General features: G+C 62.6%; 21 protein-coding genes. 4 read left to right on the top strand and 17 right to left on the bottom strand.

The genetic code is table 11. From position 1 onward, the window contains the following. Nucleotides 1–697: 697 nt before the first annotated feature. From MLE64_RS08235 to MLE64_RS08210, 6 genes are all read right to left on the bottom strand, one after another. Nucleotides 698–1,081, bottom strand: a complete 384-nt coding sequence (locus MLE64_RS08235; protein ID WP_243317296.1) for a hypothetical protein — start codon at nt 1,079–1,081, stop codon at nt 698–700. Between the two features lie 634 nt (nt 1,082–1,715). Then, complete coding sequence (locus tag MLE64_RS08230) at nt 1,716–2,201, bottom strand: hypothetical protein (RefSeq protein ID WP_243317295.1); 486 nt, start codon at nt 2,199–2,201, stop codon at nt 1,716–1,718. Between the two features lie 144 nt (nt 2,202–2,345). Next, nucleotides 2,346–2,657 (bottom strand): hypothetical protein, encoded by a 312-nt coding sequence (locus MLE64_RS08225; protein ID WP_243317294.1) that lies wholly within the window; start codon nt 2,655–2,657, stop codon nt 2,346–2,348. Between the two features lie 133 nt (nt 2,658–2,790). After that, a complete protein-coding gene (locus MLE64_RS08220; RefSeq protein WP_243317293.1) occupies nt 2,791–3,561 on the bottom strand; it encodes a hypothetical protein in 771 nt (256 codons plus the stop codon). Nucleotides 3,562–3,736: 175 nt separating this feature from the next. Beyond that, entirely contained in the window at nt 3,737–4,264 is a 528-nt protein-coding gene (locus MLE64_RS08215) for a hypothetical protein (protein WP_243317292.1), read from the bottom strand. Between the two features lie 142 nt (nt 4,265–4,406). Next, nucleotides 4,407–4,952 carry a hypothetical protein gene (locus MLE64_RS08210; protein ID WP_243317291.1) on the bottom strand — a complete coding sequence of 182 codons (546 nt, stop codon included), beginning with the start codon at nt 4,950–4,952 and terminating at the stop codon, nt 4,407–4,409. A 1,942-nt stretch (nt 4,953–6,894) separates the two neighbouring features. Here MLE64_RS08210 and MLE64_RS08205 point away from each other — a divergent pair. The 3 genes from MLE64_RS08205 (at nt 6,895) to MLE64_RS08195 (ending at nt 9,677) form a co-directional block, all read left to right on the top strand. Continuing rightward, nucleotides 6,895–7,908 carry an integron integrase gene (locus tag MLE64_RS08205; RefSeq protein WP_423748246.1) on the top strand — a complete coding sequence of 338 codons (1,014 nt, stop codon included), beginning with the start codon at nt 6,895–6,897 and terminating at the stop codon, nt 7,906–7,908. A gap of 337 nt (nt 7,909–8,245) precedes the next feature. Then, nucleotides 8,246–8,617: a metallopeptidase family protein gene (locus MLE64_RS08200; protein ID WP_243317290.1), complete on the top strand. Its 372-nt coding sequence runs from the start codon at nt 8,246–8,248 to the stop codon at nt 8,615–8,617. A 163-nt stretch (nt 8,618–8,780) separates the two neighbouring features. After that, the gene (locus tag MLE64_RS08195; RefSeq protein ID WP_243317289.1) at nt 8,781–9,677 is read left to right on the top strand and encodes an acyltransferase; all 897 of its coding nucleotides are present in this window, start codon (nt 8,781–8,783) and stop codon (nt 9,675–9,677) included. A gap of 55 nt (nt 9,678–9,732) precedes the next feature. Here the strand turns inward: MLE64_RS08195 and serC are convergent, their stop codons facing one another. From serC to MLE64_RS08150, 9 genes are all read right to left on the bottom strand, one after another. Beyond that, the gene (gene serC / locus MLE64_RS08190) at nt 9,733–10,833 is read right to left on the bottom strand and encodes a 3-phosphoserine/phosphohydroxythreonine transaminase (RefSeq protein ID WP_243317288.1); all 1,101 of its coding nucleotides are present in this window, start codon (nt 10,831–10,833) and stop codon (nt 9,733–9,735) included. A gap of 178 nt (nt 10,834–11,011) precedes the next feature. Further along, entirely contained in the window at nt 11,012–11,884 is an 873-nt protein-coding gene (locus MLE64_RS08185; RefSeq protein WP_243317287.1) for an NAD(P)-dependent oxidoreductase, read from the bottom strand. Nucleotides 11,885–11,896: 12 nt separating this feature from the next. Continuing rightward, the gene (locus MLE64_RS08180) at nt 11,897–13,138 is read right to left on the bottom strand and encodes a DUF1015 domain-containing protein (protein ID WP_243317286.1); all 1,242 of its coding nucleotides are present in this window, start codon (nt 13,136–13,138) and stop codon (nt 11,897–11,899) included. Nucleotides 13,139–13,270: 132 nt separating this feature from the next. After that, nucleotides 13,271–14,026 (bottom strand): response regulator, encoded by a 756-nt coding sequence (locus MLE64_RS08175; protein ID WP_243317285.1) that lies wholly within the window; start codon nt 14,024–14,026, stop codon nt 13,271–13,273. A 22-nt stretch (nt 14,027–14,048) separates the two neighbouring features. After that, complete coding sequence (locus MLE64_RS08170; RefSeq protein ID WP_243317284.1) at nt 14,049–15,323, bottom strand: glycoside hydrolase family 113; 1,275 nt, start codon at nt 15,321–15,323, stop codon at nt 14,049–14,051. 117 nt (nt 15,324–15,440) lie between these two features. Beyond that, nucleotides 15,441–16,685, bottom strand: coding sequence for a hemolysin family protein (locus MLE64_RS08165; RefSeq protein ID WP_243317283.1), 1,245 nt, complete (start codon nt 16,683–16,685; stop codon nt 15,441–15,443). Between the two features lie 56 nt (nt 16,686–16,741). Next, nucleotides 16,742–18,205 (bottom strand): heparan-alpha-glucosaminide N-acetyltransferase domain-containing protein, encoded by a 1,464-nt coding sequence (locus MLE64_RS08160; protein WP_243317282.1) that lies wholly within the window; start codon nt 18,203–18,205, stop codon nt 16,742–16,744. Nucleotides 18,206–18,239: 34 nt separating this feature from the next. Then, nucleotides 18,240–18,653, bottom strand: a complete 414-nt coding sequence (locus tag MLE64_RS08155; RefSeq protein WP_243317281.1) for a GxxExxY protein — start codon at nt 18,651–18,653, stop codon at nt 18,240–18,242. Nucleotides 18,654–18,764: 111 nt separating this feature from the next. Continuing rightward, nucleotides 18,765–20,273, bottom strand: coding sequence for an amino acid permease (locus MLE64_RS08150; RefSeq protein ID WP_243317280.1), 1,509 nt, complete (start codon nt 20,271–20,273; stop codon nt 18,765–18,767). 112 nt (nt 20,274–20,385) lie between these two features. Between MLE64_RS08150 and MLE64_RS08145 the strand changes: the two genes are divergently transcribed. Continuing rightward, nucleotides 20,386–21,090, top strand: coding sequence for a ComF family protein (locus MLE64_RS08145; RefSeq protein WP_243317279.1), 705 nt, complete (start codon nt 20,386–20,388; stop codon nt 21,088–21,090). A gap of 45 nt (nt 21,091–21,135) precedes the next feature. Here MLE64_RS08145 and MLE64_RS08140 read toward each other — a convergent pair whose 3' ends face one another. Together MLE64_RS08140 and MLE64_RS08135 are read right to left on the bottom strand one after the other, a co-directional pair. Further along, nucleotides 21,136–22,236: an NADH:flavin oxidoreductase/NADH oxidase gene (locus MLE64_RS08140; RefSeq protein WP_243317278.1), complete on the bottom strand. Its 1,101-nt coding sequence runs from the start codon at nt 22,234–22,236 to the stop codon at nt 21,136–21,138. A 68-nt stretch (nt 22,237–22,304) separates the two neighbouring features. Further along, complete coding sequence (locus tag MLE64_RS08135) at nt 22,305–23,624, bottom strand: cyclic 2,3-diphosphoglycerate synthase (RefSeq protein ID WP_243317277.1); 1,320 nt, start codon at nt 23,622–23,624, stop codon at nt 22,305–22,307. Nucleotides 23,625–23,745: the final 121 nt, after the last annotated feature.

The raw sequence follows: 23,745 nt of genomic DNA, 5'->3' as shown, positions 1-23,745 counted from the left end.
TGCCTTCAGTTCTTCTGCACTTGGGCTGATTGAATTGAATTTTGCTGTTTGAGAGAAGACAGGCATTCCAATTACAACAATGGACAATGCAACCCGGTGAGCGGAAAACATCGAGGGCTCCTAACGAAGGAAGCTAACCGGCCCCGCCTGCACCGAGGCGACGAGCGGAGCCGAGAAAGCGAGATGAAGAGAAAGAGCGGAAGGCAATGCAGGCGGGGTCCGAGTTGAGCGGAGGGTTAGGCGCAAGAGGGGCAACGGGTTGGTTGGTATTTATTTAACAGAGTGCCGTAATGCTTCATCTCATGGTAGATATTGATTTCTGCGCACCTGTGACATTTAACATTCATGACCCAAGAAATGTACAAATCGATAGGATTGATCTGTGAATCTTTACACCATTGATACAGTTTTCTACCTCCCGAATGGTAGACATCAAAACCTAGTGCGGCTGCGATTACTTCACCGACCCGTTTACTAAATAAATCGGGATTTTTGTTGCCGCCAACATATAGGGGGTGAGATGCTATATCCGGTGAATTTTGCCAGTCATGCAAGGTGATCAGATAGACACTTCTTGAATCTGGAGGAAGCAATGCCGATTCCAAACCGCAATTTTCTAGAAGCTTGCGAAGCTGAATTGGATGATTCCATGTGTACATAAATATTCCTTCAAAATTGGATTAGGGCATTGAAAAATTCAAGGTCTCTCTTTTGTGTCAACATAATTATATTTTGAATCAACACGGGCGCTTCCCAAAATGAATGTATGAATCATAGTTTTTCGATCAGTTGAAAATCTAATTTCTTTTTCGTGACCTGCACCAGTCGCATTTTTAAGACTCATTTTGAGCGTACCCATAGCTTCATTGGTTTCTGTGATTGTATAAGAAAATTCCATTTCACGGCCACCATCATTCTGAATCCAAGTGCCCTCTCCAAAATATTGATTTACTTTACCGCTTTCTGAAACCCAATGTCCACGAATAGCCTTTTTTACAGAACTGATATCTTGTCCACATCCACAAATCAACAGAGGCAGTAGCAATGTGAGAGATAGTTGGATAGCTCTTGCAGTCTTCATGTCGATTCCTCCTGTTGGGGTCTAAGTCAAAAGGTACATTTTTTTTTGTGGTTCTGGAAAGGCTGACAAGGCGCCTAACGAAGGAAGCTAACCGGGCCCCGCCTGCACCGAGGCGCTGAGCGGAGCCGAGAAAGCATGAGGTTGAGAGAGAAAGGAAGACAATGCAGGCGGGGTCCGAGTTGAGCTAGGGGTTAGGCCGACCGGCGAAAGACCTAATGAACTAAGACCAATCTTAAAAAAATGAAAACAAGCAGAAATATACCGCCAGGCCAAAAATACATGAACACATATGGAAGGTCGTACCCGAAGAACTCGAAACCTTCCCCGGTGTACCCGGATGTGCCGTCGATGTAATGGTGATGAACAATGCTATGAGTCATCGTCCAACCCATGGCATGAGTGAACCAAGGAATTCCAAGCGCACAAAGAATAGAAAGACCAAAAACCAGAGCATGAGTTCGGGCCGGCGTCTTCTCGGGTTCTTGGAGAATTGGATTCATCGGCGGCCTAACGGATGAAGCTAACCGGCCCCGCCTGCACCGAGGCGACGAGCGGAGCCGAGGAAGCGGGAAGTTGAGAGAGAGCGGAAGACAATGCAGGCGGGGTCCGAGTTGAGCTAGGGGTTAGGCCGATGCTACTCGCAGCCAAACAACCCCCAAATAGGAAACTGCTTACTTGTGCCATGAGCATGAACAACCATTCGGCCTTTTGTGCATCTATAGCTTTCAGTTCGATCAATTATATTTTCATAGATCTCGATTGAAACTACGTCATCAGCATATTCAATGAATGAGCGATAGCTAACACCATTGAGGATCTTTGGGCCGGTGTTTCCTCTGCCCTTGAGATGAAGATTATGAATACGCCCGTTAATTCGAATGAGGACATCATTGACCTCAGTCCCTTGAAGACTTGAAGCTATGTACCAGGGAGTACTAGCCCAAGAGCAACCCTTTCCTTTTGGTTCTTCAATGAAGTAAGCAAGGCTGACCGCCCCATCAGGTATCTCTTTGCCTTGCAAACGCTGAAGAGTAATTCGCGATTTCTCTTCTGGTGCAGCAATGAGGCACTGAGAGGCTAGGAGAGCGATTGCAACCTTGGAGTAGCAGTTCGTGTGCATCAGCGGCCTAACGAATGAAGCTAACCGGACCCGCCTGCACCGAGGCGGTGAGCGAAGCCGAGGAAGCGGAGCGATGAGAGAGAGCGGAAGGCAATGTAGGCGGGGTCCGAGTTGAGCTAGGGGTTAGGCCGACCAGATTTGCCCTCATGGTTTTCGCTCGAATCGGTGGGAAAGTTCGAGGGAAGAGGCCAATTGGAAGGTGGTTGTTGGCCTGCCCTCGGTGGCCAAGATGTGAACCCCTTCAAGGTCAATCGAAATGACGAATGTACCAGTGGGAAACGAACACTCCCAAATATGCCCTTCTTCTGTTGGCCAATCCTCTTCGATGGTGAACCCCGGCACATGTGCCTGAAGGATATTGATCAGATCTGGATTTACCCTTGTTTGCTCATCGAGAGCCAGAGCAAGACTTATTCCCTCGGTTCCAAATTTGCTCAGAACTGTGAAGTGGTTCATGGGGCGGCCTAACGAAAGAAGCTAACCGGCCCCGCCTGCACCGAGGCGCTGAGCGGAGCCGAGGAAGCGAGACGTTGAGAGAGAGCGGAAGGTAATGCAGGCGGGGTCCGGGTTGAGCGGAGGGTTAGGTGCATTACGGATTGAATGGGAAATTAGCATAGGGCTCTTGTTTGTACCGAAATTCACCCCAATCGAAGTTATATTTTTCATCGTTAGTCCAAGATTTTGGTAGAGAAATATGAAAGATTGAATTTGGGTGCGATAGCAAGCCGTCATCTTCGTCATAGCTTGAAACGGTATGGTAAGGGTCGAAGGCGAATATGTGGAATTGAGAAAACAATATGACGAAAACGCCACCAATTGCTAATAATGTATTTTCAAGATTAGCGTTTAAGAAGTTAATGCTTCGATTGTGTTTTACATTGTTATAGCTCTGGTACCAGGTGAGGGAATGGTTGTGTTTCCAATTTTGAAATGGGCTGAATGTTGAGAATCGGCCCTTCCAGATTGGAAGTTTGATTGTGTATTCGGAAAGACGACTTGATGATTCAATTTTGTGATAGTCGGTGATATTCGTTTTATCTTGTACGGCGCGCAAATAATTGTTCGCACGAAGAATGGCTTTGGCATTGGCCTCAAATTCATTACATGCGCGAAGAAGGAGAGCATGAAGCTGCATTGAATGAGTGGCGAGATTCTCATCTGCGGGTTCAATGTAGTCGAACAAGTTAAGAAGGTCTTTTTCTAAGAGAGCGAACGCTCTTAGTAAATCGATACGATCTGTGGCCCATTTTGGGCCAAAAAAATAAGATACCGTAATATTTTCAAAAGATTGATGATGAAAATAATTATTACCAATTAGAAATGGCCTGCAGATCCTGTGGTATGGCTGGAGAATTCCCATTTTGAATCCCTGTGTTTTTTGAAATAGCCTGACGAGCGCCTAACGAATGAAGCTAACCGGCCCCGCCTGTACCGAGGCGCTGAGCGGAGCCGAGGAAGCGGGAAGCTGAGAGAGAGCGGAAGGCAATGCAGGCGGGGTCAGAGTTGAGCGAGTGGTTAGGTGCCTGATGAGCAGGTTACACGACCCACACGCAACACTCGATGAAGCGGAATATGTCGAGCTCTGCTTTCCAGGATTTCCCGAAATGCTCGCCATAGAAGAACAGTGTGGGGAGTAGGTATACCTTTTCTCTTGGACACGGAAGATTTTCACTGAAGTCGTAATTTAAATGAATAGAGTGGATGATTTTGTTTAGTGATTCACGGAAGGTGAGTGGAATTGCATAGTCAGCCTTTGAAATGTCGGCCCACAATCTACCTACAGAAGAATCCTGGCGTTCAAGCCAGTAATCTACGCCATGAGGATTTTGGTCCCAGGCATTACGAATGGTGATCGCTGTCTGAAATAAAATTCTACCCGTTTCGAGTCTTTCAAAAGTAATTCGAAGGTCATCGATTGGATGTTCGCCGTTGTCATCATAGAGTGTCGTCATAGGCTTGCTTGCCAAGTAAATGCAAGTTAAGCGATACAAGTCTAGGCGAAGTTGACCGTAGTCGACCTCTGGGCCCGTTCTCCAAGGAGACTGCCTCGAATCGAATTCCACGGTGGCACCTAACGAATGAAGCTAACCGGACCCGCCTGCGCCGAGGCGACGAGCGGAGCCGAGGAAGCGAGAAGCTGAGAGAGAGCGAAAGGCAATGCAGGCGGGGTCCGAGTTGAGCGGAGGGTTAGGCAGGTGGGAGCGGCTAATTCGGCCGTCTCTTGACACGTAGCGGGACATAGAACTCTTTCAGTTCATCAGGAGAACATAGGCTTTCAAGATTGATGACGCGCTCCTCCCAGGATTTGCCGGGTTTGGTGATCACAATACTTCTTATTTCCATCAGCATTCCTGTTCTAAGGTTGAGGAACATCGCTATACCGGGATTGTCAGGGCGTGTACTATCAAAACCAGGTTCAAGGAATTCGATGCGCATATAATAGGGAAGAAGCTTCTCATCGTGGTACCAGGATGCAGATGCAAACACTCCATCGATGGACTGGCATTTCAGCATTGATAGGAGTGTGGCCGGTATTTTTATCTTGTGACCGCTGAGAGTAATAATCAGCGATTCTATGGGCGGATCGGATAGCGAGTTAGAAAACTTGATCTGAATCGAGGCTGGCACGAACTCTTTAGGGAGCCCAATGAAGCTGCCATCTTTCTGGATTTCAATAATCATATCTTGGTGGGCAGCGCAGGCCGTTGGGCTTAAAGCGGCAAGCAAGGCTGGCATGATTACCGATTTCATGGGACCTGCCTAACGAATGAAGCTAACCGGACCCGCCTGCACCGAGGCATTGAGCGGAGCCGAGGAAGCGAGAAGAAGAGAAAGAGCGGAAGGCAATGCAGGCGGGGTCCGAGTTGAGCTAGGGGTTAGGCTGACGGAGTGTGATTGTTTTGCGCTTTTTTCTAATCATAAAAACAAAGTGGAGCGGAGTAAATAACACAGCTAAAACCAGGGCCGATTTGGGGACCTTTACTAGTGATTCAATGACAACATTGTAAGATAGGGAAAGTGGTCCATTGAATAAATGACTAACACCTACGATGCACAACCCTGTGAAGTATAAAAGAGAACTGAAACCAACTGCCCAGAGGAGCCCTCCAATGCTTGTGGCGGCCCAAAAGACAACGGTGGATCTTGAATTGATGGTGGCCGCCGCAATGCGTGGCATATAGATTGCGACCGGGGCGGTTCCAAGGAAGGCAATTGCGAGGAACCCGAATTTGTAAATTGGAATTGTCCCCTTCCCATTAAGTCGATCAAAAAAAACTGCTACCAGGATCAAAATAATAGAAATAACCGTAGGGGCGAGGTACAGCATTAGACCTGAAGAGTGCTTAATGTCGCTGTTCGAGACGAGATCTGCACTCGGGGATTCATACGCATTCCGATCAAGATTCATAGAAGCCTAACGAATGAAGCTAACCGGCCCAACCGCGACCGGGCAATGAGAGGGGAACGGAAATCCCAGCGCACGCGGGAGCGCGGAAGGCACGTGCGGTTGGGCCCGAGTTGAGCGCGAGGTTAGGCCGAGCCCTAAGCAGTAGCGCCCCGAGCACGCGGCGCGCTTGGGTTTGAGCCTGCTTGAGTGAGAGCGAAGGTTCATGTCGACGAGCCCGAAAGGAGAACACCGGAGTTATCGCGTGAGCATGAAGGCCGAGCTGCTGAAGTGACCTCGATGATGGCAGAAATCCATGGGCCGACGGTTGATGAGTAAGCGATAACCCTATTCGGTAAACCAAGAAGACCGAGGAACGGTGCGGATTTGCCGTTGAAGTGAGCTAGGCTGACGAAGTTGAACCAGCGCACCACCACCAAGCAGACAGAAAGAGAAGGGCGAACGAGGCCTAACGAATGAAGCTAAGCGGCCACGCCTGCACCGAGGCGATGAGCGGAGCCGAGATAGCGAAATGTTGAGAGAGAGCGGAAGGCAATGCAGGCGGGGTCCGACTTGAGCGGAGGGTTAGGCGGCTAGGTGGTTAGCCTAAACGATATAGATGAATAAGGGCGAGAACTCCGGTTGACAGGAAGAAGATCCCCATCATGACGAAAAATAGGCCAGCGTATATCGCCTCTTTCCCGTAAACGGTGTTGTAAGGGCCACCTTTTGGGCCAATCTTTGTTTCTCGACGAACAATGATTCTTGCACCAACGAATGCCAGGTAGCCCCCCATCGCGCATCCGAGTAGCGCAATGGGGACATTTGGTGGGCTTGTGCCTGGACTGTTGATCATGGCGCCTAACTAGACTTGGACGGCGAGGACGAAGTGGTTCGTAGTTCGCCTAATCCGGTTTGAGAAGGATGTAATTGCTGATTTTACAGCGGAGCTATTGAACAGGGCAATTTGGATGGGCAGACCAAAAAAACACGGATGAACGGGGTTTTCCAACAAGTGAGGCCTATTGATGCGATGCAGCATAAATTTTAGAGCGTACTCCGCTGGTTGGGCGGCCTAACTTTGAATTGGACGATGGGGGTGGGTGGTTGGGAGTTCGCCTAGTCCTGGGGGGTGGGCTGGGCGGGAGGGGTTGTGCTTGGGGGATTGGGCGAACTGGGCGGAGGGGGTTGCATGGCGAAAAAAAAGCGATAGATTCGGATGACGCTTGGGATTCTGGGGAGGAGACTGGGCAAGGTTAGCGCAATCGTTAGCGCAATAGGCGGATTGGGACGATCGGGGTGGGGGCCATGTTTGAGGGAGATAGGCAGACGGGTGCGGGGCGGATCGAGGGGGCGGCGGGGCAGCCTCCGCGGCTCATGGACCAGCTGCGGGAGCGCCTGAGGGTCCGGCACTACAGCCTCCGGACGGAGGATGCCTATGTGGACTGGGCGCGGCGGTTCATCCTCTTCCATGGCAAGCGGCACCCGAGGGACATGGGGGCAGGGGAGGTCCAGGCCTTCCTGAGCCACCTGGCGGTGGACCGACGCGTGTCACCCTCGACGCAGAACCAGGCGAAGGCAGCCCTGCTCTTCCTCTACCGCAACCTGCTGGAGGTGGACCTTCCGTGGCTGTCCGAGGTGGTGCAGGCCAAGCGCCCGCCACGGCTGCCGGTGGTCCTCACGCCCGGAGAGGTGCGTGCGCTGTTCGACCAGATGGAGGGCGGGATGGCCCTGGTGGCGCAGGTGCTGTACGGCACGGGCATGCGGCTGATGGAGGGGCTGCGCCTCCGGGTGAAGGACGTGGAGTTCGAGCGGCGGGAGATCGTGGTGCGGGACGGGAAGGGGGGCAATGATCGGGTGACCATGCTGCCGGAGCGCCTGGCCGAGCCTCTCCAGGCGCACCTGGAGCGCGCGCGGGCGCTGCACGTCCGGGACCTGGAGGAGGGCTTCGGAGAGGCCCCCCTGCCGGACGCCCTGGGGGTCAAGGGCCCCCATGCGGCGCGGGCCTGGGGCTGGCAGTGGGTCTTCCCGTCGGTCCAGCGCTCGGCGGATCCCCGCTCGGGCGTCATCCGGCGCCACCACCTCCACCCGGAGAGCGTCCAGAAGGCCGTGCGGCTGGCGGCCCGGGCCGCGGAGCTGGTGAAGCCCGTCACGCCGCACGTGCTGCGCCACAGCTTCGCGACCCACCTGCTGGCCGCGGGCCACGACATCCGCACCGTGCAGGAGCTGCTGGGGCACAAGGATGTGGCCACGACGATGATCTACACCCACGTGCTGAACCGCGGCGGCCGCGGTGTGGCGAGCCCCCTGGACGGGTTGTAAAGATATTTCTCGTTATCGGCGAGCCTCGGCCTGACCAAAGGGTTTGAAAGCCTCCACGAAGCGCACGAAGAAGAAAGCAAAGGCCACGAAGGCTGGCCCAGCGCCCTGGCGGGGACAGCCGGCCTTCGGCCCCCGGGCCGCGCATCGCGCGTCCGGCTTCGCGGGCGGCGGCCCCGGGAGGCTTCCAAGGGCCGCCATGACCGCCACCCGCGAAGGAGTGTCCGCGATGGGTCGAGCTTCATTCGCGCCCTTCGTGCATCCACAGGGTGCCTTCGTGTTCTTCGTGGAGATCTTTTCCGGCTGAAGCTCGTCGATCGGAAGGAGTAGCCTCGTCCTCATGCACCTGTCCGACCGGGCGTTCCGCAGGCTGGTGGATGAGGCGATGACCCTCGTCCCGGAGGAGTTCCGGCCCTACCTGGAGGGCGTGGCGGTGGTCCTCGAGGACTGGGCGCCGGACGCGCTGTTGGATGACCTCGGTGTGCCGGAGGACGAGACGCTCTACGGGCTCTACTCGGGGCGGGCCCTGACGGAGGGACCGGCGCAGTCCGGCGACCTGCCGCCGCGCATCACCATCTACCGGGGGCCCCTCCTGGAGGACTGCCGGGACGAGGACGACCTGCGGCGGGAGATCGCCACCACCGTCATCCACGAGATCGCGCACCACTTCGGCATCGGCGAGGACCGGCTGGAGGAGCTGGGCTGGGGCTGAGGAGCATCTCTGCGCGCTCTGCGTTCCTCTTTTCTCGCTTTCAATGACCTAAATCACTGAAAACGGTGGCGAAAAAAGCCTGGGCCCCACCCTTGGGCTGACGCCTTGCCGGGCTTCCTGGAATCACAGGAAGGTCCGGTAAACTGGAAGGTCGGAGTTCGGAATGCTCAAGCGTCTGTGGTCCACCTTCAAGGGCAGCGTGGCCGGTTCCATGCTGGTGGCCAATGTCCTGGCCATCTTCTCGGGCATGATCCCGGTGGCCCTGGTGAAGCTGGCCCTGCCCTTCGGGGCGGTCCGCCGGGGCACGGACCGGCTGCTGAACGGTATGGCCGAGGGCTGGATCGCGGTGAACGGCTGGTGGATGGCCCTGGTGCACCGCATCCGCTGGGACGTGAAGGGCCACGAGGGCCTGCGGCGGAAGGGCTGGTACCTGGTGAGCAGCAACCACCAGAGCTGGGTGGACATCCTGGTGCTGCAGAAGGTCTTCCACCGCAAGGTGCCCTTCCTGAAGTTCTTTCTCAAGCGCCAGCTGCTCTACGTGCCCGTGATGGGCCTGGCCTGGTGGGCCCTGGACTTCCCCTTCATGCGCCGCCGCAGCGGCAGCCGGTCGAAGGATTTGGCCACGGCGCGCCGGGCCTGCGAGAAGTTCCGCCAGATCCCCACCTCGGTGATGAACTTCCTGGAGGGCACGCGGTTCAGCCCCTTGAAGAAGGCGGCCCAGCAGTCGCCCTACCGGCACCTGCTCAAGCCCAAGACCGGCGGCCTGGCCACGGCACTGAGCGCCATGGGCGAGCGCTTCGACGCCCTGCTGGACGTCACCATCGTCTACCCCGAGGGCGTGCCCAGCTTCTGGGATTTCCTCTCCGGCAAGGTGAGGCAGGTGGTGGTGCGGGTGCGGGAGCTGGAGATCCCCAAGGACCTGCTGGGCGGCGACTACGAGGGCGATCCCGCCTTCCGTGCCCGCATGCAGGCCTGGCTGCATGGGATCTGGGAGGAGAAGGACCGCAAGATCGAGGAGATCGTGCTGGGGTTGCAGGCCCGCTCGGAGGCCCGTTCCTGACGAAACAGAGGCGCCGGATGGCGCCTCTGTTTCGCAGAGAGGCTTCGCCCCGGAGCTATCCGTTCACCTTCACGAACTGCTCCATGAAGTCCACGAGGGTCTTCACGTTGTCCACGGTGACGGCGTTGTAGGTGCTGACGCGGATGCCGCCGATGTCGCGGTAGCCCTTCAGGCCCACCATGCCGGCCTTCTTGGCCTCCTTCACGAACTGGTCGTCCAGCTCGGGGGTCGGCAGGAAGAAGTCCACGTTCATGACGCTGCGGTGGGCCTTCTCGGTGACGAAGCCCTTGTAGAAGCCGCTGTGCTTGTCGATGCAGCCGTAGAGCAGCTCGGCCTTCTTCTTGTTGCTGGCCTCGATGGCCTTCAGGCCGCCGATGCTCTTGTTGTAGGCCAGCACGTTCCGCAGGATGTAGATGCCGAAGGTGGGCGGGGTGTTGTAGAGGCTGTTCTTCTCGGCGTGGATCTTGTAGCGCAGGTAGCTGGGCAGGTCCTGGGCCTCGCACATCTCGAGGAAGTCCTCGCGGATGATGGTGAGGGTCACGCCGCTGGGGCCGAGGTTCTTCTGGGCGCCGCCGTAGATGAGGCCGAAGGGGCTCACGTCGAACGGGCGCCACATGATGTCGCTGCTCATGTCGCAGATGTAGGGCACATTGCCCACCTTCGGGAACTCGTGCCACTGGGTGCCCTCCACGGTGTTGTTCGACGTGAAGTGCACGTAGGCGCTGTCGGGGCCCACCTTGATCTCGTCGGCGAAGGGCAGGCGGCTGTACTTCAGCTCCTTGGTGCTGGCGGCCACACGGACGTTGTCGCCGCCCACGAGCTTGGCCTCCTTGGTGGCCTTCTCCGCCCAGTTGCCGGTGTTGATGTAGTCGGCCTTCCGGCCGCCGCGCAGCAGGTTCAGGGGGATCATGCCGAAAGACAGGTGCGCGCCGCCCTGGAGCAGCAGCACCTTGTAGTTGCTGGGCAGGCCCATCAGCTCCTTGGTGAGGGCGATGGCCTCCTCGTGCACCGCGTCGTATTCCTTCGACCGGTGGCTGACCTCCATGACGGACATGCCCGTGCCGGCGAAGTCCAGCAGCTCGTCCTGCGCGCGCTCCAGCGCGGGCAGGGGCAGCCCCGCGGGGCCGGCGTAGAAGTTGATCACACGATGGGTCATGGATGCCTCCCTCAATCAAGAATTCGGATCTACCACGAATGACACAAAGAAAAAGCTAACTGAAAAAAACACTCGCGGAGAAAAGAAGAGAAAGTGGAGGACGCGGAGAATCGAAGTCCGGGGCTTTTCTCTGCATCCTCTGCTTTCTCCGCGGCCCTCTGCGCGAGTGGTTGATCTTTTACGCTTTGAAATCCTGGAGGATGGCCACGACTTCGTCGCCGATGCGGCCGAGGTTCTCCTTGGAGCTGGCGCCGAGGTGGGGGGCCATGAAGACGTTGGGGGCGTGGAGCAGGGGGCAGTCCGCCGGGGGCGGGTCGCTGGGCCACACGTCGGTGCCGTAGGCCCGCACCTTGCCGCTGTGCAGCGCGGCGGCCAGGTCGGCATCCACAATGCACTTGCCGCGGCCGGTGTTGATGAGGATGACGCCGTCCTTAACCTTGGCCAGGAAGGCGGCGTTCACCATCCCGCGCGTCTCGTCCGTGAGGGGCAGGTGCAGGCTGATGACATCGGCCTTGGCGGCCAGCTCGTCCAGGCTCACCAGCTTCGCGATGGGGTGCTCCTTGAGGTAGGGATCGTAGGCGATCACCTCCATGCCGAAGGCCTGGGCGCGCTTGGCCACTTCCGTGGCGATGTTGCCGGCGCCGATGAGGCCCAGGGTCTTCTTGAAGAGCTCCGTCCGCTTCAGCTCGCTCTTGAGGAACTTGCCTTCCTTCATGGAGGTGTGGGCCTCGATGAGGCGGGCCGGGATGGCCACCATGAAGGCCATGGCCATCTCCGCCACGGCCACGCTGCTGGCCCTGGGCGTGTTCATGGCCTTGACGCCCTTCTCGGCGCAGAGCTTCTTGTCCACGTTGTCCATGCCCACGCCGCCGCGGATGACGAGCTTGAGCGCGGGGGCCTGGGCCAGGAGGCTTGCGTCCACCTTGGTCTTGGAGCGGACGAGGAGGACGTTGGCCTGCCCGAGGGTGGCCATGTCGGAACTGACGGTGCCGAAGGCGGCGAGGCGCTCCGGCAGCTTGGCGTCAAAGGCGTCGGCGATGAGGGTGTGCATGCGGATCTCCGTTCAGCCTTCGTACATCCGGACCAGCAGTCCGGAGCGCAGCTTGGGTTCGAACCAGGTGGACTTGGGCGGCATGACCTCGCCGGCGTCGGCCACGGACATGAGCTGGTCGAGAGAGGTGGGATACAGGGAGAAGGCCACGGCGTAGCCTTCCTTCACTCGGCGCTCCAGCTCGTCCATGCCGCGGATGCCGCCCACGAAGTCGATGCGGGTGTTGGTGCGGGGATCGTCGATGGCGAGGATGGGGCCCAGCAGGTTCTCCTGGAGGATGCTGACGTCCAGGCCGCGGACGGGATCGCTGGCGGGGTAGGTGCCGGGCTTGGCCTTCAGCTCGTACCAGGCGCCGCCGAGATACATGCCGAAGGTGGTGGGGGCCTTGGGGCTGCGGTGGGCGGCGGGGGCCACGTCGAACGTCTCGCGCACCTTGGCCAGGAAGGCCTCCTGGCTGAGGCCGTTGAGGTCCTTCACCACGCGGTTGTAGTCCATGATCTTGAGCTGGTCGTGGGGGAAGACCACGGCCATGAAGCTCTCGAAGGGCTCGTCGCCCGTGGCGGCGGATCCGGCGGCGGCGCGGCGGGCCTGGCCGTAGCGGATGGCGGCGGCGGTGCGGTGGTGGCCGTCGGCGATGTAGAGGGCGGGCACGCCGTTGAAGAGGTTCACCAGCTCGCAGATCACAGGCTCGCCGGTGACGACCCACACGGTGTGGCCGATGCCGTCGGGCGTGACCACGTCGTAGACCGGCGGCAGCTTCCGGATGTCATTGACGATGTGATCGATGTAGGGGACGGCCTTGTAGGTGAGGAAGACGGGCTCGGCGTTGGCGTTCTGCTCGGTGACGTGCCGGGTGCGGTCGTCCTCCTTGTCCTTGCGGGTGAACTCGTGGCGCTTGATGGTGCCGTTCTCGTACTCCTGCACGGAGCAGAGGCCCACCAGGCCCGCCTGCACGTGGTCGCCCATGCGTTGCTGGTAGACGTAGAGGCTGGGCAGGCCCTCGTGCATGAGGGTGCCCTTCTCGATCATGGCCATGAGGTTGGCCACGCCCTTGGCGTAGACCTCGTCGGCGTGGACGTCCGTGCCCGCGGGCAGGTCGATCTCGGGGCGGCCCACGTGGAGGAAGGAGTGCGGGTTCCCCTTCGCCAGCTCGGCGGCCTCCTGGGTGTTCACCACGTCGTAGGGCACGGCGGCGACCTGGGCGGCGAGCTCGGGCCGGGGGCGGTAGGCGCGGAAGGGCTTCAGCTGGGACATGGACACCTGCCTGGGAAGGGGGCCCCTCAGGGCCGCACACGCGCCATTATTCCCCGGCGGGTGCCCTTTGGAGACCCCCCATCGCCGGTTTTGACGAAAGTCCCATACCTGCGGCCCGGGAGGCGCGAACTGTCAAATTCCGGGGCGGCCCGCAGACGGGTCCGGATCGCCCTCGGGTCCCAGAGAATCGCTGATCAGGGCCACGTTCAGGAGGAGCTCGGTGAGGGGGGTGTCGATGGTCCGCTCCACCCGGCAGGTCTCCACGAACTCGATGTCCGGGCGGTCCCAGGTGAGGATCTCGTAGACCGCGGGGAAGCCGCTCTGGTCGCGGTAGGCGGCGTGGATCACCTCGCCGCGCTTCAGGTAGAGGAGCCCCATGCCGGCCTGGGACCTGACCGTGAGGGTGCAGGACTTCTGCTCCCAGGCCAGGAGCTGGAGGATGCTGCCGAGGGTGAGGCCCCGGATCACGCCCACGGGCTCGGCCTGGACGGCCGTGCGGATCACCTCCATGAGGTGTCCCAGGCGGAGCGGCTTGGAGAGGATGCGGACGGCCCCCAGGTCCAGGGGGGTGTTCAGGTGCTGGCCCTCGTCCAGTCCGGTCATGACGATGACGGGGATCTGGGGGTAGAGCCGGCCCACCTTGGTGATGAGGTTGAAGCCGTCCATGACGGGCATGTCCAGGTCGGTGACGAGCACGTGGACCGCCTCCTGGCGGAGCACCTCCAGGGCCTCCTGGCCGTTCGAGGCCGCGAGGATCCGGAAGCCCTGGAGGCCCTTCAGCCCCGCTCGGTAGAGGCTGAGGGTGGCCCGGTCGTCTTCCACGACGAGCAGGGTGCGCCCGGGGGCATCGAGGTCGGGACGGTGGCGGGTTTGGGCGGCTGGGTTCATGGTACCTGCCTCCAGGATACCGTCACCGGGCCTCCCCCTTGGGAATTTTACGTGCCGGCGTGGGCTCCTTGGCGAGGATAGCCAGGGCCTCGGTGGCGTCCAGGGGGTGCCGGGCCTCCCAGTCCAGCACCCAGGGGGGCAGCTCGGCGTCCTCGTAGTCCCGCACCTTGCGGTGCCAGCTCACGAGGGACTGCACCATGGCTTCGTGGAGGTTCTCGGCCTTGGGCGGGATGTGGCCCTCCCAGATGGGCTCGTGGAAGTACGTCCGCAGGGTGGCTTCGACGGGCTTGCCCCACACGGCGTAGGTGCGGTCGAGCGGCCCGCCGATGGGCTTCTGGTTGAGGTTCTCCCCGTAGAGGTAGTAGAACACCGCGTCGCCGTCGCTCCAGTGCCGGAGCACGCCGAAGGCCCCCTTGAGCAGTTCGTTCTGGAGAGCCAGGTCCACGGGCTTGTCCGTGCGGAAGTCCCAGGGGCCCACGTGGGCATGGGCCACGCTGGGGTAGCCCACCTCGGTGATCATCACCGGTTTGGGGCCCTTCGCGTCGGCGAAGCGGGCCGAGAGCGTGCGGGCCTTGTAGACGATCCACCACCAGGCGTCGCGGATCTGCTCCGGCGTGGGGTACTCGTCGTACTTGGCGATGGGGTCGTAGGTGTTGATGCCGATCACATCCAGGCAGTCGCCGAAGGTGAAGCTGTCATGGCTGTCGAAGTTCACGCTGTAGACCAGCTTGCCCTTGAAGACCTTGCGCACCTCGGCGGCCAGCGCCCGCCAGCGGTCCGGGAAGGCGTGGGTGGAGGCCATCTCGGTGCCGAGGCTGTACCACTCCACGCCGCCCTCCTGGGCCAGGGCCGCCAGGTGCACGTTGAAGTCCGTGTAGTTCTTCCACCACAGGTCCCAGTCCGAGGGCTCGATGTTGCCGCGCCACCAGTCGGCGTTGTCCGCCTCGTCCCGCAGGTTGATGGTGGGGAAGAACATCATGCGCAGGCCCCGGACCTTCGCCTCATGGAAGGTGCGGCGGAGGCTCTCCTCGGTGGGGCTGGAGGTGGGGTGGCGGCGGATCTCGTTGCTGTGGCCCGTGTCCATGCGGTAGATGGCCTGGAGGCTCACGCAGGTGGCGCCCGTGGCCGCGATGCGGTCCAGCTCCTCGTGGTAGTCGTAGTCCGGCACGCCGGCGTAAAGCCCCAGCACCATGCCCCGGGGCTGGGGCACCAGGGCCTTCCGCTGCATGCGACGGACGAGCAGCAGGGTGACGGGCAGGCCGAGGATGGCCAGGAGGATGAGGATGCGACGGATCATGCAGACAGGCTCCAGGATTCAGCCTAACGGCTGAATCCTGGAGTAAGGAACTGCTTCGCAGTTCCTAGGCTTTTTTCCCTATTCTCGCGGAGCGAAGCTCCGCGAGCGGGCCACAACCTATGTCCGTTCGACACGCACCTGCACGATCCGCGTACCTTCCATCCGCAGCACCGTGAGGCGGGCGCCTTCGACGTCCACGGCTTCCTGGGGGCGGGGCACGCGGCCCAGGCGGGCCAGGACGAGGCCGGCCAGGGTGTCGAAGCCGTCCCGTTCCCAGGTGAGGCCCAGCCGCTGGGCCACATCATCCACATGGGCCTGGCCCGAGACGACGTAGACGCCGGGGGCCTGCACCATCAGGCCGGCGGGGGCCTCGTGCTCATCCTGGATCTCGCCGAAGACCTCCTCCAGCAGGTCCTCCATGGTGGCCAGGCCGGAGAGGCCGCCGAACTCGTCCACCACGATGGCCAGCTGGGTGCGGGTGCGCTGCATCTCGCGCAGGAGGTCCATCACGGGCTTGCTTTCGGGCACGAAACGGGGGGGCTTGATGAGCGTGGCCAGGGGGGGCTGGTCGCCATCCGGAAGCTGGATGAGGTCCTTGAGCAGGAGCACGCCGCGGATGTGGTCGATGCTGCCTTCGTAGACGGGCAGCCGCGAGTGGCGGGTCCGCGTGAAGGTCTGCCAGGCCTCCTGGATGCTGGCCTCCAGGGGGACGGCGGCGATGCGGGTGCGCGGCGTCATCACCTCCCGCACGAGGGTGTCCCCGAAGGTCACGACGTTGCGGATGAGCTCCCGGTCGCCGGCTTCCAGGATGCCTTCGGCCTCGCCTTCCTCGAGGAGCGCGGTGACGGCCTCCTCCGTGGCGTCCTCGGGATCGGCGTCCTTCGCGCGCTCCTGGGAGCGCCGGTCGATGAACCGCGCCACGGGGTCCACCAGGGGGGCCAGGAGGGGCTGGATGGGCGCGTAGAAGGGAAAGAGGCGGATCAGCCACCGGCCCGGATCGGCGGAGGTGAGGAGGGCGGGCAGGGCCAGGTCCATGCCCCAGAGCCCGGCCAGCACCAGGAGGCCCAGGGTCCAGCCGCCGCCGGGGAGGGTGGACCGGAAGGGCCAGAGGAGGCCCAGCAGGACCAGGAAGAGGGCCTTGTTCCAGAACTCCAGGCCCAGGCCCAGGGTCCGGGGCCGCTCCAGGAGCGCCGCCAGGTGCGGGTCGCCGATGGTGTCCTCCTCCAGGAGCCGGCGGCGCTGGAGGGAGGGCAGGGCGTGGAAGGCCGACTGCAGCGCCATGGTGGTTCCCCGGTAGAGGAGCACCGCCAGGGCGGCAAGAAGGAGCCAGGATGTGGGGGCGCTGCCGCCGGATTCAGCCATGATTGGATTGATTCTAACGGGTTTCCGTGGCCGTTAGCGGCTTCAGTCGCCGGCCGCTAGCGGGCCCCGGAGCGGGCCAGGATCTGCCTAGTCAGGTCGGCCTTGGCTTCATCGCTGAGGTGCAGCTTCCGCCGCTCGGCTTCGCGGAAGTACTCCTGGGGATCGCGGCAGAGGCCATCGGGCGTGGGGGCCAGCCCCTTGCGGGCCCGGGCGGCGTTCAGGAAGCCGTAGGGCTCCTTGGCCAGCTCGGGGCTCTGGAGGAAGTGGCGGAAGGTCCACCAGCCGCCCAGCACGAACCAGACACCCAGCACGGCCACGGCGCGGTGCTGGAGGCGGCGCATGAGGTCCGGCGCCTTCCGCACCTTCTGCCACCAGACGCCCACGGCGAGGTTCAGGGCGATGATGAGGGCCGTCATCGACAGGGTGCCGGTCCAGCCCAGGTCCCCCCAGCCCCAGCCGGTGAGGGCCACCACCGCGGGGGCCAGGAGGACGCTGAAGATCAGGTTGAGGTGCAGCATGTAGAGCAGCAGCGATTCACGGCTGGCGGCGTCGATGGGGTTGGTGCCCTTCCAGCGCGGACGCAGCAGGTCCACGGTGCCCATGAGGGCGCCGCCCAGGAGGATCCAGCCCAGGCGGGCGGCCACGCTGGGCAGGGTGGCGTTGGAGATGGCACCCAGCTCCGCATAGGTGAAGGCCCCCGACTTGCTGTGGAGCATCCAGACACCGTTGTGCTGGAGCCAGGTTCCGCCCCAGAGCCAGGCGTGCTGGACCGCGGATCCCCACGCCAGCAGCAGCGCGCCGAGGACGCCGAGCCCCGCCAGGAAGCGGGCCTCGCTCCAGCGGGCCTTCCCTTCGACCTGGACCACGCGGAAGTGCCGGTACAGCCCCCCCAGGAAGGCGCCAAAGGCGGGGAAGGCGAACCAGGGGAAGAGGGGGAACAGGGCCTGCACGCCGCGGTCGGGGTTGCCGTTGAAGAGGCCGCGGATGGGCAGCCACAGGCCGTCGGCCACGCCGGTGGCCCAGAGGGAGGGCGAGACCAGGGGCACGAAGATGGCGAGGGCCAGGGCCAGGGCCGTGAAGACCCGCGGATTCCGCACCAGCCGCGCGAGGCCCTGGAGGATGAGCAGCGAGAACACGATGCACTGGAGCACGTCGACCTTGAACAGCTCCCGGGCCTTCTGGGCGGTGTTGAGCACGGTCCAGTCGGCGGCCGTGATGCCCGGGGCGTGGAGGGCATAGGCGCAGAGGAGGATGAAGCCCAGGCGCCGGGCGGTGTCCGGCCAGAAGGGGCGCAGCGTGCCGTCCGTGCGGAAGGTGGAGATCACCAGGCTGTAGCCAGCGGCCAGGGTGAAGCTGGGCGCCACCAGGCCGTTCAGGTAGTTCAGCCAGTCCGGCCGAAGGCCAGCGTGCAGCCAGACGTTGACCGCGTGGACCTCGATCATCACGATCACCGCCCAGCCCCGCAGCTGGTCGATCCAGTCGCAGCGCTTGGATGGGGTCAGGTCAGACCAGACGCTCATGTCCACACGATCGTTTCATTCAAGGTGGTTTTCATCACTGTCCATCATCGTTCATCACCGGTTCCATGTTTTTAATGCTTCGGTCCATCATCAACCGGCGAATCTGGATCTTCGGCCTTCCGAAATTCATCAGCAGACAGACTTTCAAGTCAGTGGCTTTCAAGTAATTCAGACACTGTGCTAGATGGATATCGTCGAGATCCTTGCAGGCTTTGAGCTCAATGAGGATTTGTTCATTCACGAGCAGATCGGCCACATAGTCGCCGACCTTCACACCATCGTAATGAACTTGGACGCCGTGCTGCTGGGCGACATTCAATCCGGCCTTCCGAAGCTCGTGAGCTAGGGCATTCTCGTAGACCTTCTCCAGGAAACCTGAGCCCAGCTCATTGGCCACCTTGTAGGCGCAGCCGATGATCTGGGAAGTTAGTGGGTCGTCTTCAAGCATGAGAAGCCAGCGAGGGACCTGGTTTCAAGGGGCTATCCAAAGGAATGCCAACCGGTGATGAACAGTGATGGACGGTGATGGGTGGAGGCGGGTTTTCTGAACAGGCCCGGTTTACTGGGCCTGCTGCCTCATGACGCTGTGCTTCTTCCCGTACAGGAAGTAGATGACGAAGCCGAGGGCCAGCCAGGTGATGAGGCGCCACCAGTTGGCCGTGGGCAGGGAGAACATCAGCAGGAGGCAGGTGAGCACGCCCATGACGGGCACGAAGGGCACCCAGGGGCAGCGGAAGGGCCGCTCGGCCTCGGGGTGCTTCTTCCGCATGATGAGCACGGCGGCGCAGACGATGACGAAGGCCAGCAGCGTGCCGATGTTCGCCAGGTGCAGCAGGGCGTCGATGGGCAGGAAGCCCGCCAGGGTGCCCACGAAGATGCCGATGAGGATGGTGGACTTCCAGGGCGTGCGGAACTTGGGGTGCACGTCGCCGAAGGTGGCCTTGGGCAGCAGGCCGTCGCGGGCCATGGCGAGGAAGACGCGGGGGCCGCTGAGCATCATCACCAGCAGCACGGAGGTGATTCCGGCCACGCCCGCCGCGGCGATGATGCCTTCCGCCCAGCCCAGGCCCTTCTGGCTGAAGGCGATGGAGACCGGCGCGTTGATATCGAGCTGGTCGTACTTCACCATGCCCGTGAGCACGGCCACCACGGCAATGTAGAGCACCGTGCAGAGGATCAAGGACACCACGATGCCGATGGGCACGTCCCGCTGGGGGTTCTTGGCCTCCTCGGTGTGGGTGGAGACGGAGTCGAAGCCGATGTAGGCGAAGAAGATGATGGCCGCGCCCGCCAGCGTGCCCAGTGGGGCCCCCGCCGGGTCGGTCTGGCCCGCCACGTGGTGGCCGAAGACGTTCAGGCCGGTCCAGCCGTAGGGGGCGAACGGATGCCAGTTGGCCGGATTGATGAAGAAGGCGCCCACGCCGATGACGAAGAGCACGGCGGCCACCTTGATGGCCACCATGGCGGCGTTGAAGTTGGCGCTTTCGTGGATACCCTTCACCAGCACCGCGGTCACGATGGCCACGATGATCAGGGCCGGCAGGTTCATGACGGAGCCGGTGGAGGCGAAGTGGCCCGTGGCCGAGTCGTACTTCCAGGGGCTCTCGCTCAGCAGCTTGGGGATGTGGATGCCGATCTTGCTGACCGCGCTCTGGAAGTAGGCGGACCAGCCCGTGGCCACGGCGGCGCTGGAGACGCCGTACTCGAGGATGAGGTCCCAGCCGATGATCCAGGCGAACAGCTCGCCGAGCGTCGCGTAGGCGTAGGTGTAGGCGGAACCCGCCACGGGCACCATGGCGGCGAACTCGGCGTAGCACAGGGCCGCGAAGATGCAGGTGATGCCCGCCACCACGTAGGAGAGCATCAGCGACGGGCCCGCGATGTTGTGGGCCGCCGCGCCCGTGGCCACGAAGATGCCGGCGCCGATGATGGCGCCGACGCCCAGGGACGTGAGCTGCACGGGCCCGAGGATGCGGCGCAGGCGGTTTTCGCCCTTCGCTTCTTCCAGGAGCAGGGCCAGGGGCTTCCGTGCGAAGACCTGGGAGGTGGGGCGGGATTCGGTCGACATGAACAAAACTCCATGCGATCCGGGACGGGGGCCCGGAAGGGAATTCCAGGAAAATGGGCCAGGGGGCTTCCGGCGATGCTAGCACCGAATGGATCTCGGTAAGATGCCCCCCATGCTTCCGACGACCCTCCTGGACGGCCTCGCACGGGCGCGGGGTGCCCTGCTCCTGTGCCGGGGTTGCCTGGGGTCCGTGGACGCGGAGGCCGAGGCGGGCCTCTGCGCCCGCTGCTGGCAGGGCCTGCAGCCGCTCCCCGAGGGCCGCTGCGGGCGATGCGCCCTGCCGCACGCCGAAGGCCCCTGTCCGGAGCCGGTGGCCTGGGACCTGGGCGAGGCCCTGTGGGACTACCACGGCGGACGTCCGCCCTTCGGCGCGCTCGTGCTGCCGGGCATCAAGCGGGGCGAGACAGGGTGGCGGAAGGCCCTCCTCCGGCGCCTCGCCCTGACGACGCTGCCGGATTGGGTACAGGAGGTGGACCGGGTGACCTCGGCCCCCAGCGCCCTGCCGCGCCGCCTGTGGCGGGGGTTCGACATGGCCGCCGAGGCCGGGCGGGTGGTGGCGGATCGCGCCGGTCGCCCCTATGAGTCCCTGCTGGCCAAGGGCTGGTGGCGCGGGCGCCAGGCCACGCGTACGGAGAGCGCCCGGCGCCGCCTGCCCCGGAAGGCCGTCGCGTTGCGGCGGGGCGCCGCGCCAGGCGGAATCGTGCTGCTGGTGGATGACGTTTGGACCACCGGCACCACGCTCCTCCGCTGCGCCCAGGCCCTGAAGGAGGGCGGTGCGGACGAGGTGCGGGTGCTGACGCTGTTCCGGGCGATATAGTTTTGAGCTATCAGCTATCAGCTATCAGCTATCAGCTGCCAGCTGTCAGTGGGTGGCCAGGGGCTGCCGCATCGGCACGGAGCTTCCCGCGGCCCGCAGGTAGGAGGCGGGCCAGGCGACTTCGGCGCCCAGGGCCTTGGCGGCGTGCAGGGGCCACCGGGGGTCGCGCAGGAGCTCGCGGCCCAGGAGGACGAGGTCGGCGGATTCCTGGGCCAGGATCTGCTCGGCCTGCTCGGCGCCGGTGATGAGGCCCACGGCGCCGGTGGGGAGGCCCGTCTCGGCGCGGATCCGGGCGGCGAAGGGTACCTGGTAGCCGGGGCCCAGGGGGATCTCGGCCCGGGGCACCAGGCCGCCGGAGGAGCAGTCCACCAGGTCCACGCCGAGGTCCTTCAGCTCCTTGGCCAGGGCCACGGACTGATCGAGGGTCCAGCCGCCCTCCACCCAGTCCGTGGCGGAGATCCGCGCGAAGAGGGGCAGCTCCTCGGGCAGGATGTTGCGCAGGGCGCCCACCACCTCGCGGACCAGGCGCGTGCGGTTCTCGAAGGAGCCGCCGTAGGCGTCGGTGCGGTGGTTCGACAGGGGCGACAGGAACTGGTGCAGCAGGTACCCGTGGGCGGCGTGGACCTCGATGACCCGGAAGCCCGCGGCCACGGCGCGGCGGGCCGCGTCCATGAAGGCTTCGATGAGGGCCAGGATCCCGGGCTCATCCAGGGCCGTGGGCACGGTCCAGCCTTCGTCGAAGGGCAGGGGGCTGGGGGCCACGGGCGTCCAGCCGCCGGCCGAGGCGGGCAGGCTGCCGCTACCCTTCCAGGGGGCCGGGTTCGAGGCCTTGCGTCCCGCATGGGCCAGCTGGATGCCCGGGACGGCTCCCTGGGAGGCGATGAAGCGTGCGATGCGGGCGAGGGCTTCGGCCTGGTCCTTGTTCCAGAGGCCCAGGTCGTCCGGGCTGATGCGGCCCTCGGGCACCACCGCCGTGGCCTCCGTGATCACCAGCCCCGCGCCACCCTGGGCCAGGCCGCCCAGGTGCACGAGGTGCCAGTCGTTGGCCAGGCCGTCCGTGGCCTGGTACTGGCACATGGGCGAGACCGCGATGCGGTTGGGCAGCGTGAGGCCGCGGAGGGTGAGGGGTTGGAAGAGGCGGGTCATGGGACCTCCCGGACGTTCGAGCCTACCTGAGGCGGGAGGGGTTGATGACCCCTCCCGCCGTGCGAAACCTACATTCGGAGTGCCTTGCGCACCTCTGCTTCCAACACTCCCTCCCGGATCTCCGCGAGGTCATAGCGGACGCGGGTCATGGGCTTGGTGACCTTGAGGACGCGGGTGAGGTCGATGGGGGTCCCGCTGAGGACCACGTCGCAGGGGGTGGCCTCGATGGTGGCTTCCAGATCCTTCACCTGCTGATCGCCGTAGCCCATGGCGGGCAGGATGCCCTGGGCGTTGGGGTACTTGCGGTAGGTGGCGGCGATGGAGGCCACGGCGTAGGGGGTGGGGTCCACGATCTCGTGGGCGCCCACGGCCTTGGCCGCCACCACGCCCGCCCCGTAGGTCATGGAGCCGTGGGTCAGCGTCGGCCCGTCCTCGATGACCAGGGCGCGCTTGCCCTTCACCAGCTCGGGCTTGTCGCAGGTGACGGGACTGTGGGCCCGGATGACGCGGGCCTTCGGGTTCACGCGGGCGGCGTTCTCCTCGATGGCCTTGATGTCGGCCTCCTTGGCGCTGTCGCACTTGTTGATGAGGATGATGTCGGCCATGCGGAAGTTGGCCTCGCCCGGGTGGTAGGCCATCTCGTGGCCGGAGCGCAGGGGGTCGGCCACGCAGAGGTGGAGGTCGCTCTTGTAGAAGGGCAGGTCGTTGTTGCCGCCGTCCCAGAGGATGACGTCGGCCTCCTTCTCCGCGCTGCGGATGATCTGCTCGTAGTCCACGCCGGCGTAGACGATGAAGCCATTGTCGATGTGGGGCTCGTACTCCTCGCGCTCTTCGATGGTGCACTCGTGCTTGTCCAGGTCCCCGTAGTCCGCGAAGCGCTGGCAGGCCTGCTTGGCCAGGTCGCCGTAGGGCATGGGGTGGCGGATGGCCACGACCTTCTTGCCGAGCTTCTTCAGGATGTTGCTGATGTAGCGGGTGGTCTGGCTCTTGCCGGCGCCCGTGCGCACGGCCGTGATGCCGATGACGGGCTTGGTGGACTGGATCATGGTCTTGTCCGCGCCCAGCAGCTCGAAGTCGCAGCCATGGGCGATGCAGAGGCTGGCCAGGTGCATCACGGTGGCGTGGGTGACGTCCGAATAGGAGAAGACGGCCACATCCACCTTCTCGCGGTGGATGAGGTCCACCAGCTCGGACTCGTCGAGGATGGGGATGCCTTCCGGATAGAGCTTCCCGGCGAGGACGGCCGGGTAGCGGCGGCCCTCGATGCCCGGGATCTGGGTGGCCGTGAAGGCCACCACCTGGTACGCGGGGTTGTCCCGGTACACGGTGTTGAAGTTGTGGAAGTCGCGTCCGGCGGCTCCCAGGATCACCACGCGTCGTGCCGACATGGCCCTTGCCTCTCGGTCCAGCGGTGCGCCGACACGCTCGGGGGTGGCAGTCCTGGCGGCACCGCGACGGAAGGAGGATAGCCGTCCCGGCCGTATCTTGAGAACGGGGTTGTGGCTTGAA

The sequence above is a fragment of the Geothrix paludis genome (genome assembly GCF_022808815.1).
Taxonomy (GTDB): Bacteria; Acidobacteriota; Holophagae; order Holophagales; family Holophagaceae; genus Geothrix; species Geothrix paludis.
This window is presented reverse-complemented; position numbering and strand designations above follow the sequence as displayed.

Bases quoted from the DNA above. Each gene is read 5' to 3' on its own strand.
- MLE64_RS08235 (WP_243317296.1), bottom strand. From the start codon at position 1,081: ATGAAGACTGCAAGAGCTATCCAACTATCTCTCACATTGCTACTGCCT.
- MLE64_RS08230 (WP_243317295.1), bottom strand. From the start codon at position 2,201: ATGCACACGAACTGCTACTCCAAGGTTGCAATCGCTCTCCTAGCCTCT.
- MLE64_RS08225 (WP_243317294.1), bottom strand. From the start codon at position 2,657: ATGAACCACTTCACAGTTCTGAGCAAATTTGGAACCGAGGGAATAAGT.
- MLE64_RS08180 (WP_243317286.1), bottom strand. From the start codon at position 13,138: ATGTCCCAGCTGAAGCCCTTCCGCGCCTACCGCCCCCGGCCCGAGCTC.
- MLE64_RS08140 (WP_243317278.1), bottom strand. From the start codon at position 22,236: ATGACCCGCCTCTTCCAACCCCTCACCCTCCGCGGCCTCACGCTGCCC.
- serC (WP_243317288.1), bottom strand. From the start codon at position 10,833: ATGACCCATCGTGTGATCAACTTCTACGCCGGCCCCGCGGGGCTGCCC.
- MLE64_RS08220 (WP_243317293.1), bottom strand. From the start codon at position 3,561: ATGGGAATTCTCCAGCCATACCACAGGATCTGCAGGCCATTTCTAATT.
- MLE64_RS08175 (WP_243317285.1), bottom strand. From the start codon at position 14,026: ATGAACCCAGCCGCCCAAACCCGCCACCGTCCCGACCTCGATGCCCCC.
- MLE64_RS08150 (WP_243317280.1), bottom strand. From the start codon at position 20,273: ATGTCGACCGAATCCCGCCCCACCTCCCAGGTCTTCGCACGGAAGCCC.
- MLE64_RS08145 (WP_243317279.1), top strand. From the start codon at position 20,386: ATGCTTCCGACGACCCTCCTGGACGGCCTCGCACGGGCGCGGGGTGCC.
- MLE64_RS08200 (WP_243317290.1), top strand. From the start codon at position 8,246: ATGCACCTGTCCGACCGGGCGTTCCGCAGGCTGGTGGATGAGGCGATG.
- MLE64_RS08210 (WP_243317291.1), bottom strand. From the start codon at position 4,952: ATGAAATCGGTAATCATGCCAGCCTTGCTTGCCGCTTTAAGCCCAACG.
- MLE64_RS08135 (WP_243317277.1), bottom strand. From the start codon at position 23,624: ATGTCGGCACGACGCGTGGTGATCCTGGGAGCCGCCGGACGCGACTTC.
- MLE64_RS08155 (WP_243317281.1), bottom strand. From the start codon at position 18,653: ATGCTTGAAGACGACCCACTAACTTCCCAGATCATCGGCTGCGCCTAC.
- MLE64_RS08170 (WP_243317284.1), bottom strand. From the start codon at position 15,323: ATGATCCGTCGCATCCTCATCCTCCTGGCCATCCTCGGCCTGCCCGTC.
- MLE64_RS08205 (WP_423748246.1), top strand. From the start codon at position 6,895: ATGTTTGAGGGAGATAGGCAGACGGGTGCGGGGCGGATCGAGGGGGCG.
- MLE64_RS08185 (WP_243317287.1), bottom strand. From the start codon at position 11,884: ATGCACACCCTCATCGCCGACGCCTTTGACGCCAAGCTGCCGGAGCGC.
- MLE64_RS08165 (WP_243317283.1), bottom strand. From the start codon at position 16,685: ATGGCTGAATCCGGCGGCAGCGCCCCCACATCCTGGCTCCTTCTTGCC.
- MLE64_RS08160 (WP_243317282.1), bottom strand. From the start codon at position 18,205: ATGAGCGTCTGGTCTGACCTGACCCCATCCAAGCGCTGCGACTGGATC.
- MLE64_RS08195 (WP_243317289.1), top strand. From the start codon at position 8,781: ATGCTCAAGCGTCTGTGGTCCACCTTCAAGGGCAGCGTGGCCGGTTCC.